The sequence below is a fragment of the Lentzea sp. NPDC058436 genome, from assembly GCF_042721515.1.
Lineage (GTDB): Bacteria > Actinomycetota > Actinomycetes > Mycobacteriales > Pseudonocardiaceae > Lentzea.
The window spans coordinates 833,644-846,480 of the sequence record NZ_JBHXLF010000003.1; the positions used below are offsets into that span (position 1 = coordinate 833,644).

At 70.5% G+C, this 12,837-nt stretch carries 10 protein-coding genes; 2 read left to right on the forward strand and 8 right to left on the reverse strand.

Features of this window, described 5'->3' with window-relative positions; genetic code table 11:
• The first annotated feature begins 15 nt into the window (after nt 1–15).
• Nucleotides 16–1,737: an ArnT family glycosyltransferase gene (locus ACFWN2_RS17615; RefSeq protein ID WP_382428540.1), complete on the forward strand. Its 1,722-nt coding sequence runs from the start codon at nt 16–18 to the stop codon at nt 1,735–1,737.
• Complete coding sequence (locus ACFWN2_RS17620; RefSeq protein WP_382428541.1) at nt 1,734–3,551, forward strand: glycosyltransferase family 39 protein; 1,818 nt, start codon at nt 1,734–1,736, stop codon at nt 3,549–3,551. Before ACFWN2_RS17615 ends, ACFWN2_RS17620 begins: the two co-directional genes overlap by 4 nt.
• Here the strand turns inward: ACFWN2_RS17620 and ACFWN2_RS17625 are convergent.
• The 8 genes from ACFWN2_RS17625 to ACFWN2_RS17660 form a co-directional block, all read right to left on the reverse strand.
• On the reverse strand, nt 3,527–4,303 hold the full coding sequence (locus tag ACFWN2_RS17625) for an SGNH/GDSL hydrolase family protein (RefSeq protein ID WP_382428542.1): 777 nt from the start codon (nt 4,301–4,303) through the stop codon (nt 3,527–3,529). The genes ACFWN2_RS17620 and ACFWN2_RS17625 overlap by 25 nt on opposite strands.
• A 53-nt stretch (nt 4,304–4,356) precedes the next feature.
• Nucleotides 4,357–5,529 (reverse strand): hypothetical protein, encoded by a 1,173-nt coding sequence (locus tag ACFWN2_RS17630; RefSeq protein ID WP_382428543.1) that lies wholly within the window; start codon nt 5,527–5,529, stop codon nt 4,357–4,359.
• 285 nt (nt 5,530–5,814) lie between these two features.
• A complete protein-coding gene (gene aspS / locus ACFWN2_RS17635) occupies nt 5,815–7,626 on the reverse strand; it encodes an aspartate--tRNA ligase (RefSeq protein ID WP_382428544.1) in 1,812 nt (603 codons plus the stop codon).
• Nucleotides 7,627–7,692: 66 nt separating this feature from the next.
• Nucleotides 7,693–8,070: a hypothetical protein gene (locus ACFWN2_RS17640; RefSeq protein ID WP_382428545.1), complete on the reverse strand. Its 378-nt coding sequence runs from the start codon at nt 8,068–8,070 to the stop codon at nt 7,693–7,695.
• Nucleotides 8,067–9,098 (reverse strand): hypothetical protein, encoded by a 1,032-nt coding sequence (locus tag ACFWN2_RS17645; RefSeq protein WP_382428546.1) that lies wholly within the window; start codon nt 9,096–9,098, stop codon nt 8,067–8,069. The genes ACFWN2_RS17640 and ACFWN2_RS17645 overlap by 4 nt, the downstream gene beginning before the upstream one ends.
• Before the next feature lie 62 nt (nt 9,099–9,160).
• A complete protein-coding gene (locus ACFWN2_RS17650) occupies nt 9,161–10,330 on the reverse strand; it encodes a S8 family peptidase (protein ID WP_382428547.1) in 1,170 nt (389 codons plus the stop codon).
• Between the two features lie 118 nt (nt 10,331–10,448).
• Nucleotides 10,449–11,522: a S8 family peptidase gene (locus ACFWN2_RS17655; RefSeq protein ID WP_382428548.1), complete on the reverse strand. Its 1,074-nt coding sequence runs from the start codon at nt 11,520–11,522 to the stop codon at nt 10,449–10,451.
• Between the two features lie 78 nt (nt 11,523–11,600).
• Nucleotides 11,601–12,761 (reverse strand): S8 family peptidase, encoded by a 1,161-nt coding sequence (locus tag ACFWN2_RS17660; protein WP_382428549.1) that lies wholly within the window; start codon nt 12,759–12,761, stop codon nt 11,601–11,603.
• Between the last annotated feature and the right edge of the window lie 76 nt (nt 12,762–12,837).

A 12,837-nucleotide genomic window follows, 5' to 3' on the forward strand; every position in this document is an offset into this window, starting at 1 on the left:
GCGAGGCTCGTCCGCATGAGACGAGAACGCCTGGCGCTGGCGGTCCTGCTGATCGCGACCGGCGCGCTGTACCTGTGGCGGCTGGGGGACTCGGGCTGGGCCAACGCCTACTACTCCGCCGCCGCGCAGGCCGGTGCGACGAGCTGGAAGGCGTGGTTCTTCGGTTCGTCGGACGCCTCGAACGCGATCACCGTCGACAAGACACCGGCCTCGCTGTGGGTGATGGGCCTGTCCGCGCGGCTGTTCGGCGTCAACGCGTGGAGCATCCTGGTGCCGCAGGCGCTGATGGGCGTGGGCAGTGTCTGGCTGCTGTACGCGACGGTGCGCCGCTGGTTCTCCCCCGCCGCCGCGCTGATCTCGGGCGCCGTGCTCGCGCTGACACCGGTCGCGGTGCTGATGTTCCGCTTCAACAATCCCGACGCGCTGCTGGTCCTGCTGATGGTCGCGGGCGCGTACTGCGTCACGCGAGCGGTCGAGAACGCCAGCCCGTTCTGGCTCGCGCTCGCCGGGGTCGCGGTCGGGTTCGGCTTCCTCACCAAGATGCTGCAGGCGTTCCTGGTGCTGCCCGCGTTCGCGCTGGCCTACCTGATCGCCGCACCCACGTCGATCCCGCGCAAGCTCCTGCACCTCACCGGCGCGCTGGGCGCCATGGTCGTCGCGGGCGGCTGGTGGATCGTCGCCGTGGAACTCACCCCCGACCGGCCCTACATCGGCGGCTCGCAGACGAACAGCGTGCTCGAACTGACGCTGGGCTACAACGGCCTGGGCCGCCTGACCGGGGACGAGGTCGGCAGCGTCGGCGGCGGCCGCGGCTGGGGCTCGGCGGGCTGGAGCCGCCTGCTCGGCGCGGAGATGGGCAGTCAGATCGCGTGGCTGCTGCCGGCCGCGGTGGTGCTGCTGGTCGCGGGGCTGTGGCTGACTAAGGGCCGCGCCCGCACCGCGCTGGCGCTGTGGGGCGGCTGGCTCGTCGTCACCGCCGGGGTGTTCAGCTTCATGAACGGCATCATCCACTCCTACTACACCGTGGCACTGGCTCCCGCGATCGCCGCCGTCGTCGGCATCGCCGCCACCGAACTCTGGGAGCGCCGCGCGGAACCCGTTGCGGCAGCGGTGCTCTCGGGCTCCGTCGCGCTGTCGGCGTTGCAGTGCTACGTGCTGGTCAACGGGTTCTCCACGCCGGTCGCGGTCCTCGTGCTGATGACGGGACTGATCGCGGCGGTCGGCCTGGTGCTGTCGCTGCGCTGGGCCATCCCGGTCGCGCTGATCGCCGCGCTGCTCGGCCCCACCACGTACTCCTTCGCCACCGTCACCACCCCGCACACCGGCGCGCTGCCCGTCGCGGGCCCGTCCAGTGGGCGGATGGGCGGCATGGGCGGCGGCCTGCTCGACGCCACCACGCCGGACGCCGAGGTCGTGACCCTGTTGCAGGACAACGCCGGCGACTACCGGTGGGCCGCCGCCACCATCGGTTCCAACAACGCCGCCGGCCTGCAGCTCGCGAGCGGGCAGCCGGTCATGGCGCTCGGCGGCTTCAACGGCACCGACCCCGCTCCGACCCTCGCCGAGTTCCAGGAGTTGGTCCGAAGTGGACAGATCCACTACTACGTCGCCGCCGGCCGGATGATGCAGGGCGACACCGGCAGCGACGCCGCCCACGAGATCGGCGACTGGGTCGCCGCGAACTTCACCGCGACCACCGTCGCCGGTGCCACCCTCTACGAACTGGACGCGTCATGACCGCCACCCTCGCGCCCTCGGCCGCCGCGGCACCGGCGCCACCGGCACCGCGAAACACGAAAGCGCTGCACCGCATCGCCTTCCTCGGCCTGCTCGCCGCCACCGCCGTGCTCTACCTGTGGAACCTCACCGCGTCCGGCTACGGCAACGAGTTCTACGCGGCGGCGACGCAGGCGGCCTCGCAGAGCTGGAAGGCGCTGCTGTTCGGCTCGCTCGACCCCGGCAACACGATCACCGTCGACAAGCCGCCGGTGTTCCTGTGGGTGAGCGGCCTGTTCGCGAAGCTCTTCGGCTTCTCCAGCTGGGCCGTCCTCGCCCCGCAGGCGCTGGAAGGCGTTGCGGCCGTGGGACTTCTGTACGCCACGGTCAAGCGCACCTCCGGCCCGACGGCGGCCCTGTTCGCCGGCGCGGCCTTCGCCCTGACGCCCGTGGCCACGCTGATGTTCCGGTTCAACCTGCCGGACGCGCTGCTCGTGCTGCTGATGGTCGCGGCCGCCTACTGCACGGTGCGGGCGCTGGAGAAGGCGAGCCCGCTGTGGCTGGCGCTCGCGGGCTCGGCGATCGGCTTCGCGTTCCTCACCAAGATGCTGCAGGCGTTCCTGGTGCTGCCCGCCCTCGCGCTGGCCTACCTGATCGCGGCTCCCACGTCCCCTCTGAAGCGGCTGCTGCACCTGCTCGGCGCCGGGCTCGCGATCGTCGTGTCCGCGGGCTGGTTCATCGCGCTGGTCGAGCTGTGGCCCGCGGACAGCCGCCCGTACATCGGCGGCTCGACGAACAACTCGTTGTGGGAACTGGCCATCGGCTACAACGGGCTCGGCCGCATCTTCGGCAACTCCGGCGGCGGTCCCGGCGGTGGCGGAATGGGCGGCAACGGCAACATCGGCTTCGGCGGCGAGACGGGCATCGGCCGGTTGTTCGGTGCCAGCATGGGCCCGGAGATCTCCTGGCTGCTGCCCGCCGCGCTGATCGGGCTGGGCGCCGGACTGTGGTTCCTGCGCCGTGCGCCGCGCACCGACCGCACCCGTGCGGCGCTCGTCGTCTGGGGCGGCTGGACGCTCGTGAGCGGCGCGGTGTTCAGCTTCATGAGCGGAATCACGCACCCGTACTACACGGTGGCCCTCGCCCCCGCGATCGCCGCTCTCGTCGGCATCGCCGGACGCGAGCTGTGGCGCGGCCGCGGGCACTTCCCCGCGCGGATCGCGTTGACGGCGATGGTCGCGGTGACCGGTGTGTGGGGCTTCATCCTGCTCGACCGCACCCCGGACTGGACGCCGTGGCTGCGCTGGGTCCTGCTGGCCGTCACCGCCGTCGCGGTGCTGGCGCTGCTGTTCGGCGTGAACAGGAACTGGCTCGTGGGCGTGCTGGTCGCGGCGGCGTTGCTGGGCACCTCCGGCTACGCGCTCGCCACCGCGGCCACCACCCACAGCGGCTCGATCCCGTTGTCCGGCCCGCGTTCCCAGCAGGGCGGCGGCATGCGGGAGGGCACGTCGTCCACGGAGGTCGTGCAGCTGCTCAAGGCCACCGACACGGAGTGGGCGGCGGCCACGACCGGCGCCCAGAGCGCGGCGGGACTCCAGCTGGCCTCCGGCCGGTCGGTGATCGCCATCGGCGGCTGGAACGGCAGCGATCCCGCACCGACGCTCGACGAGTTCAAGGCGCTCGTCGCCGAGGGCAAGGTGCGCTACTACGTCGAGGGCGGCCGAGGCGGCGGCCCCGGAGGCGGCGGCAGTGACATCGGCGAGTGGGTCGCGGCGAACTTCACGGCCACCACGGTCGGGGGCCAGACGCTCTACGACCTGAAGGCCGGGAGCTGATCTTCAGGACCGAGGCCGGCCGGGAACACCTCGGCCGGCTCCTGGTCCGCCCACAGCAGCGGCAGCAGGTCGGCTCCCCGCCGCCACAGCCACGGAATCCCCTTGAGCAGCAACCACGCCGCGTGGTGCCAGACCGTCAGCTCGCGCCCGCCGGAGCACTCCAGGCTGACGTCACCGAACTGGAGCCCGGTCGCGCCCAGCTCGGCCGCGAACGCCCGCGCCAGCATCCGGTGGCCGCGCTCGGACGGGTGCAGCCGGTCGACCGCCCACGTCTCCAGCTCGTAGGCGCCGGGCATCGTGTGCAGGTCGACGCACCGCACACCGTGCCGCGCCACCACCACGTCGACGACGCGGTTGTACTCGTCGATGCGGTCCTTCAGCACCCGCCGCAGCCTGCCGGGCAGCTTGAACACGCGGCCCTGGTCGTGGAACCGCACGGTGACGACCGAGACGCCGGCCGCGGTGAGCTCGCGGCAGACGTGGTCGAGGTCCTCGTGCATCCGTCGCGCGGAGAAGTCGGACCGGAGCGTGTCGTTCACGCCAGCGATCACGACGGCGGCGGTGGGCTTGTCCCGCAACGCCTGCGGCAGCTGGGTGCGTCTGACGTCGGCCAGCCGCGCGCCGGAGACGGCGTGGTTGCGGTAGCCGTTGTCCACGTAGGCGGAGGAGAGGATGGGACCGAAACCGCGCCAGCCGCCGGGCACGAGATCGCCGATCCCGACCGCTGTCGAGTCACCGAGTAACACCAGCACGCGCTTCAGGATCAGCTGGCCCGGTGATCCTGGAATGTCCGTGCGGGAACGGTTCAGCGAAATGCTGGGTAAAGCGGGAGTTCGAGCACCTCAGGGCCGTAGCGGTCGGCCAGTGCGCCGATCACCGCGTCGGCGTGCGACGCGACCGTCTTCTCGCCGAGGATCAGCGCGTCGGACCGCAGCCGGACCCACCGGCCGGCGAGCACGACGCTGCGCGGCGGGGCGTCGGCGACGGTGGGCATCGGCTTGGGCAGCGCCCGCCAGGTCGCGAGCCACACCCACAGCAGCTGGGCCTCCAGCAGCCGCGGTAAGAGCACCGCGTCGTCGTCCATCTCGGGCCACACCGAACCGACCTCGGCCCGCCAGGCGGCGATCATGGCCTCGGACATCCCCGGCGGCAGGCCCCACCCGCACCAGCAGGACGGGAACGGCACGCGCAGCGCGGCGGCGTCGAACACGATGTCGCGGACGCAGCCGCCCTCGAAGTCGACGAACCGGACCCCGCGCGAGGTGACCAGGTGGTTGTCCGGGCACGACGTCGACGGGCTGAAAGCGCGCCGCCGCGAGGTGCTGAACGCCCGCGCGGCACCGGCGGCGAACTCGACGGCCTGCGGCGACGTCTCGACGCCCAGCGCCGACTCCATCAACGCCGGTAAGCCCTCGATGGCCGCGTGCACGTCGACCGCGATCGGGTCCTGGCAGCACTGCGCGCCCGCCCTGCGCATCAACGCGTCGAAGTCGGCGTCACGGCCCGCCGTCGTGGCGTGCAGGCGGCCCATGGCGTGAGCCCACGAGAGCAGCCCTCGTTCGGCCGCGCGCGCGTCCTTGGCGTGCAGCTTCTCGGACAGCCTCGGCGCGCGTCCCAGGTCTTCGAGCACGACCAGGCGCGACGCCGCGTCGTGCGCGAAGAGTTCCGGGGTGGCGCGTTCCTCGGCGGGAAGTGCCGTCAGCAACTGGTGGCTCACGGCCTCGTGCGCCCACGGGTCCCTGTCACCGGAACCGGCGGGATAGCGCTTCACGACCAGTGTCCGCGGCATCGAGAACGGCGAGGAAGCCACTCTCACGCGAATGACGACGGAACGCCCGGTACCCCCGAGGGCCTCGGGGTCGGCGAGGCGCACCTGTGCGCCCAGTCTCTTCGTCAGTACCTGCTCAGCCGCCCCGACAGCGTCCGCGATCTCAGGTGAAGTCGTGTCGGGAGGGCCCGCGGTGATCTCCACGCTCATCCCCTCCGACCCTACTCCCCAAGTCCGTGAGCCGAACCGACGCTAATCGGGCCGGGCTGCGACCACCACCACTCGTTGGTAACGGCTCGCACCGCTCCCGGACACCCCTGCGAGGTGTGGACGTGTGGAAACACCTTCCGTTGCGCACTACGTGCTGATCAAGCCGATCGATCGGCACGCACACGTCAATACCGATCAAGTAGCTGCTCGATCGGGCGAACCGGTCTCATGTTCTGGGACGCGCGGAGGCAGCCGGACGGTTGCCTCCGCGCGGAAGAAAGATCGTCAGGCCTTCTCTGCGGCCTTGTCCTGAACCTTCTCCTGGCCCTTCTCCTGAGGCTTGGCGTCCACACCGGCCTCCTTGCGCTGCAGCGCCGTGATGGGCGCCGGAGCCGCCGTCAGCGGGTCGTAGCCGCCGCCCGACTTCGGGAACGCGATGACCTCGCGGATCGAGTCGGCACCCGCGAGCAGCATGCAGAGGCGGTCCCAGCCCAGCGCGATGCCGCCGTGGGGCGGGGCGCCGTACTTGAACGCGTCGAGCAGGAAGCCGAACTTCTCCTGCGCCTCCTCGGCACCGATGCCCATGACGTTGAACGCGCGCTGCTGCACGTCGGCGCGGTGGATACGGATCGAGCCACCGCCGAGCTCGTTGCCGTTGAGGATCACGTCGTAGGCGTAGGCCAGCGCGTTGCCCGGGTCGGACTCGAAGTTGTCGATCCAGTCCGGGGTCGGCGAGGTGAACGCGTGGTGCAGCGCCGTCCAGTTGCTGCCGCCGACCGCGACGTCACCGGCCTCCAGCTTGTCGACCGACTCGAACATCGGGAAGTCGACGACCCAGGCGAACGCCCAGGCGTTCTCGTCGACCAGGCCGACGCGGTGCGCGATCTCGACGCGGGCGGCACCGAGCAGGGCGCGCGCGTCCCTCGGGTCGCCGGCGCCGAAGAAGATGCAGTCGCCGGGGTTGGCGCCGACGGCCTTCGCGAGACCGTCGCGCTCGGCGTCGGTGAGGTTCTTCGCGACCGGGCCGCCGAGCGTGCCGTCCTCGCCGACGAGCACGTACGCGAGACCCTTGTGGCCGCGCTGCTTGGCGAACTCCTGCCACGCGTCGAGCGTGCGGCGCGGCTGCGAGGCGCCACCCGGCATGACGACGGCACCGACGTACGGCGCCTGGAACACGCGGAACGTCGTGTCCTTGAAGTACTCGGTGAGCTCGGTGAGCTCGATGTCGAAGCGCAGGTCCGGCTTGTCCGAGCCGTACTTGGCCATCGCGTCGGCGTAGGAGATCCGGCGGAACGGCAGCGGCAGCTCGACGCCCTTGGTCTCCTTCCAGATCGCGGCCAGCAGCTTCTCGGTGAGCGCGATGACGTCGTCCTGCTCGACGAAGCTCATCTCGATGTCGAGCTGGGTGAACTCCGGCTGGCGGTCGGCGCGGAAGTCCTCGTCGCGGTAGCAGCGCGCGATCTGGTAGTAGCGCTCCAGGCCACCGACCATGAGCAGCTGCTTGAACAGCTGCGGCGACTGCGGCAGCGCGTACCAGGAGCCGGGACGCAGCCGCGCCGGCACCAGGAAGTCGCGCGCGCCCTCGGGCGTCGAGCGGGTCAGGGTCGGCGTCTCGATCTCGACGAACTTGTCGCCGTGCAGCACCTCTCGGGCGATGCGGCTGACCTCGGAGCGCAGCCGGATGGCCTTGGCGGGCGCGGAGCGGCGCAGGTCGAGGTAGCGGTGCTTGAGGCGCGCCTCCTCGCCCGGCTCGACCTCGCTCTCGACCTGGAACGGCAGCGGCGCGGCCTCGTTGAGGACCTCGAGGTCGCTCACGTAGACCTCGATGGCGCCGGTCGGCAGCTCGGGGTTCTCGCTGCCCTCGGGGCGCTTGCTCACCTCACCGGTGACCTTGACGACGTACTCGCTGCGCAGGCGGTGCGCGCGCTCCGCCATCTCGCCCTCGCGGAAGACGACCTGGGCGACACCGGAGGCGTCCCGCAGGTCGATGAAGATGACACCGCCGTGATCCCGCCGGCGGGCGACCCACCCGGTGAGGGTGACGGACTGCCCGGCGTGCTCGGCCCGGAGTGACCCGGCCTCGTGCGTGCGCAACACGGTGGTGGCTCCTTGTAGACGAAGTAAACCTTGTCGTCAAGGCTAGCCGGAGCCACCGACAGATTTTCAGGCAGGGCTTTCCGGCCGCGGAGATGATCTTTCGAGCAGCGGCTCCGCCTTCGCCCACGCCGCGTGCCAGCCGGGGTCGACCTGCTCGGCGTCGCCCCACTGCGCGATCCGGTGGAGCAGGTCGAGCAGCCGCGCCCGCGGTTGCGGCGCCAGTGACGGCAGCACCTCGACGAGGAACGGCAGCACCGCCGTGGCGGCCCCGCACACGAACCCGCCCTCCTCGTGCACCGTCCGGTCCAGGTCGGTGATGGCCCGCGCGACCACCTCGGGATCGCCGGACAGCAACGCCCGCACGTGACCGGGCGTGTCCAGCGCGGGGCCGTAGGCGTGGTCCACCGAGTGCCACGCGACGTCGTCCAGGCCCTCCAGCGTCATCCCAGCTCCGCCAGCACCGACGTGGCCAGCGTCGAGACCTTCTGCCCCAACGACGTCACGGAGTGGTCGTGCACCCGCTCGGCGACGAGGTCCCGGTACTCACTCGCCCGCGCGACGCCGGTCAGCCACACCGCGAACGCCCGCAGTCGCACGTCGGGATCGGCGATCCACACCGGCACGAACGGCACGACCAGCCCCACGTCCGTCGTGTCGCGCTCGAAGAGCCGCCGCAGGTAGTCGAGCGCCTCGGTCCGCCACGGCAGCACGTCCACCAGCGCCAGCACGAGGTCCATGCCGTCGAAGTCCTTGGGCCCCACCAGCCAGAGCACGTGCTCCAGCACCTCGTCGTAGCCCATCTCGAACGACCCGGTGGCGAGGAACAGCTCCAGGTCCCCCGTCAGCGCGCGCAGGATCACGTCGGCGTCGGGCCGCGTCGCCGCCGACACGAGCATCCGCGCGAGCGGTTCGTCCTCGGAGACCGTCAGCTCCCGCAACCACGAGGCAGCCGCCTCGTCACCCCGTCCGGCGAACTCCGTGGCGACGATCACGACGCACAACCGCGTGGCCGGATCGATCTCCTCCTCCCACCGCAGGGACAGGGCGGGCAGCACGAGGGCGCTGTCGCCGAGCCCCTTGCCCAGCATGAACAGCACGCCCCGCCGCACCGCCGCCGAACTGTGGTCGAGCAGGGCGAGCAACGCCGGTTTCGAGGCCTCCCAGGCCGGTGGCCAGCTCGGGTCGACGCCGTCGGAACCGCTGCCCCCGGCCACGGCGATCGCGCCGCACACGTTCTCCAGGAGCCACTCCCGGCTCGGGGTGTTGTCGTGGGCGACCAGTTCCAGCAGGAACGGCCACGCCGCCGCCGTCGCCTCGCTGACCTCGGACTCGCCCCCGGTCAGGTGGCGCACCAGCTCCTCGTGCGACTCGACGGACGTCCGGGCCTGCCTCAACAGCCTGGGAAGGTCGTCGGCGAACCCGTCGTGACTCCGCAACCGGTACCAGTCGATCTTCTTCAGGCCGTCCACCATGGACCCAACAATAGGAAAAGGCCGCGACCGGGGAGGTCGCGGCCTTCTCACGGCGAGCTAGCTCACGCGGTGGGCGCGAGGTACAGCAGGCGGTTCGGCGAGCCGGAGCCCGGGTTCGTCACCTTCGACGGCGTCGACTGCGAGACCAGGTACGAGGCGACCTGGGCCGGCGTCGCGCCGGTGTTCGTCGAGAGGTAGCGAGCGGCGGCACCCGCGACGTGCGGGGTGGCCATCGACGTGCCGGAGATGGTGCTGGTGGCGGTGTCGGAGGTGTTCCAGGACGACGTGATGTCGCGGCCCGGGGCGAAGATGTCGAGCACGGCGCCGTAGTTCGAGAACGACGAACGGGCGTCGTTGCGGTCCGTGGAGCCGACGGTGATCGCCTCGGTCACGCGGGCCGGCGAGAAGCCGGACGCGTTGGCGTTCGAGTTGCCGGCGGCGACCGCGAAGGTCACGCCCTTGGCGACGGCGTTGCGGACGGCGGTGTCGAGGGTGGCGTTGGCGCCACCACCGAGCGAGAGGTTGGCGACGGCCGGCTTGGCGGCGTTGGCGCCCACCCAGTCGATGCCCGCGGCGACACCGGCGAGGGTGCCGGAGCCGTTGTTGTCGAGCACGCGGACGGCGACGATCTTCGCGGCCTTCGCGACGCCGTACTGCGAGCCCGCGATGGTGCCGGCGACGTGCGTGCCGTGGCCGTTGCCGTCCTGCGCGACGTTGTCGTTGTCCACGAAGTCACGGCCGTTCGTGGCGCGGCCGCCGAACGTGGAGTGGCTGATGCGGACACCGGTGTCGATGACGTACGCCGTCACGCCGGCGCCCGTCGAGGTGTAGCTGTAGGAGCTGTTGAGCGGCAGGTTGCGCTGGTCGATGCGGTCGAGACCCCAGGACGGCGGGTTCGTCTGCGTGGCCTGCGTGTGGACGACCTGGTCGGCCTCCACGAACTCCACCGACGGGTCGGCGGCCAGGCGCTTGGCCTGCTTCTCCGTGAGCTTCACGTTGAAGCCGCCGAAGGTCTTGTACTCGCGCTCGACCGTGCCGCCGAAACGGGAAGCGAGGGCGTGCCCGTTCGCCTTGACGTCCTTCAGCTTCACGATGAAGCTGCCCGCGACCTTCTCGGGTGCGTTGAGCGACAACACCTCGCCCTCGGCGGCGGAGGCGTTGGGAACCATCAGAACCGACATGGCGAGAGTCGCCGCGCCGGCACCGGCCAGGAACCGGATCTTTCGCGTCATGATGTGCATTCCGTTCTTTGCAGGGGAACGAAGCGCTTTCGACGTTATGGAGAGAACCGGTTCCTGCCAAGGGCGTCCAAGGAATAAGACGCCCTTGCATTGCCGGACAATTCACCTTTCACAGAGAAGGCGGCCAGTAGAGGATACGAGTGACGGGTGGCGTGCCGGGAGTGCCCGTGGTAACCAGTGCGCTCTCGACTTGTGCGGGCGTCGCCGCGCGATTGCGTTCCAGGAATCGTGCTGCCACACCGGCTGCGTGCGGTGCGGCCATCGACGAACCACTCAGGGTGTTGGTCGCGGTGTCGGAAGTGTTCCAGGCAGAGGGAATGCTCACTCCCGCGGCCCAGATGTCCACCAACGGTCCGTAGTTCGACGAGGACGACTTGGTGTCGTTCTGCGTCAACGCACCCACGCAGATGGCCTGGGAAACCCGTTGCGGCGACGAGTTTCCGGGATCGGTGTTGCTGCCGCCCGCGGCAACGGTGTACGAAACGCCCGAATCGATCGACTTCTTCACCGCGGTGTCGAGAGCGGCGGAAGCGCCACCGCCCAGGGACATGTTGGCCACGGCCGGTTTCACGGCGTTGCGCGTCACCCAGTCGACGCCCGCGATGACACCGGAGATCGTGCCGGAACCCGAACCGTTGAGCACCCGCACGCCCCACACGGTGGCCTGCTTGGCGACGCCGTACTTCGTGCCCGCCGCGATGCCGGCCACGTGCGTGCCGTGCCCGTTGTCGTCCTGGGCGATCGCGTCGTTGTCGACGGTGTCCCAGCCGTTGCGCGCGCGGCCGCCGAAGTCCGCGTGCGTCACGCGAAGACCGGTGTCGATCACGTAGATGTTCACGCCACGGCCGGTGGTCGTGTACTCGTAGCGCTGGTCCAGCGGCAACGCGCGCTGGTCGATGCGGTCCAGTCCCCACGGCGGGTTGAGCTGGACGCTGTTGGCGTGCACGATCCCGTCACGCTCCACAGAGGACACGTTGGGGTCGGCCTTCAGCGAGCGGACCTGCGACGACGTCAGACGAGCGCTGAAACCGTTGAAGACACTCGAATACGTGTGCTCGACCGTGCCGCTGAACGACGACACGGCTCCGTCGCGCAACACGACGATGTAGGACGACGTGGCCGCGGACGCGGGAGCGACCACGACCGCCGCACCGAGGGCGGCGACTGCCAGCAGGGCTTTCACGGCAGATTTCCTCTCCGTTGCAGGGAAAACGGCCCCGGCTCGCGAGCAGAGCCGGGGCCGCACATCTCAGAGCGGGATTCAGCTGGTCGGCGCCCAGTACAGGAGCCTGGTGGTCGTGCTCGGGCCGGGGTTGGTCACCTTGCCGTTGGTGGCGTTGGAGGTGATCGCGGTCGCCACCTGGGCGGGCGTCACGTTCCGGTTGCCCTGCAGGTAGCGGGCGACCACGCCGGCGACGTGCGGCGACGCCATCGAGGTGCCGGAGATGGTGTTCGTGGCCGTGTCACTGGTGTGCCACGCGGACGTGATGCCGCCACCGGGCGCGAACACGTCGACACCCGCGCCGTAGTTGGAGAACGACGACCGCGCGTCGGTGCGCTCGGTCGAGCCGACGGTCAGCGCCGCCGCCACCCGTGCCGGCGAGAAGCCCGACGCGTTGGCGTTGGAGTTGCCCGCCGCGACGGCGAACGTCACACCGCGCGTGATCGCGCCGGACACCGCGTTGTCGAGCGAGGTGTTGGCGCCACCGCCCAGCGACATGTTGGCGACGGCGGGCTTGACGTGGTTGTTCGCCACCCAGTTCACGCCCGCGACGACACCGGCGATGGTGCCGGAGCCGGAGTTGTTCAGCACGCGCACACCGATGATGGTGGCCTGCTTCGCGACACCGTGCAGCGTGCCCGCGACGGTGCCGGCGACGTGCGTGCCGTGCCCGTTGCCGTCCTGCGCGACGGCGTCGTTGTCCACGAAGTCGTAGCCGTTGCGGGCACGGCCGCCGAAGTCGCGGTGCGAGATGCGGACACCGGTGTCGATGACGTAGGCGTTCACGCCGGACCCGGTGGAGTTGTAGGTGTAGCGCTGGTCGAGCGGCAGGTTGCGCTGGTCGATCCGGTCGAGGCCCCACGACGGCGGGTTGACCTGGGTGGCCTGGATGCTGACGACCTGGTCGCGCTCCACGTACTCGACCGAGGGGTCAGCGGCGAGTCTGCGCGCCTGCGCGTCGCTCATCTTCACCGAGAAGCCCTGGAACACGGCGTCGTAGACGTGGCCGACCTGGCCGCCGAACCGGGAACCGAGGGTCTGCGCGCTCGCGGAGACGGCGTTGTCCTTCAGCTTCACGATGAAGCTGCCGGGGATGTTCTGGCCGGGCGAGACGCGGATCTCGCCTGCCGCGGCGGTGGCGGGTGCCGCGAAGGCGGCGATCATGACCGCGGAGCCCAGCAGAGTTGCAGTCTTGCGCATTGTGCAGTCCTGTTCGTAGCAGGGATGCTGCAGGAACCCACTCGGACTATTGGCGGCGTAATAGTCCCGAGATCTG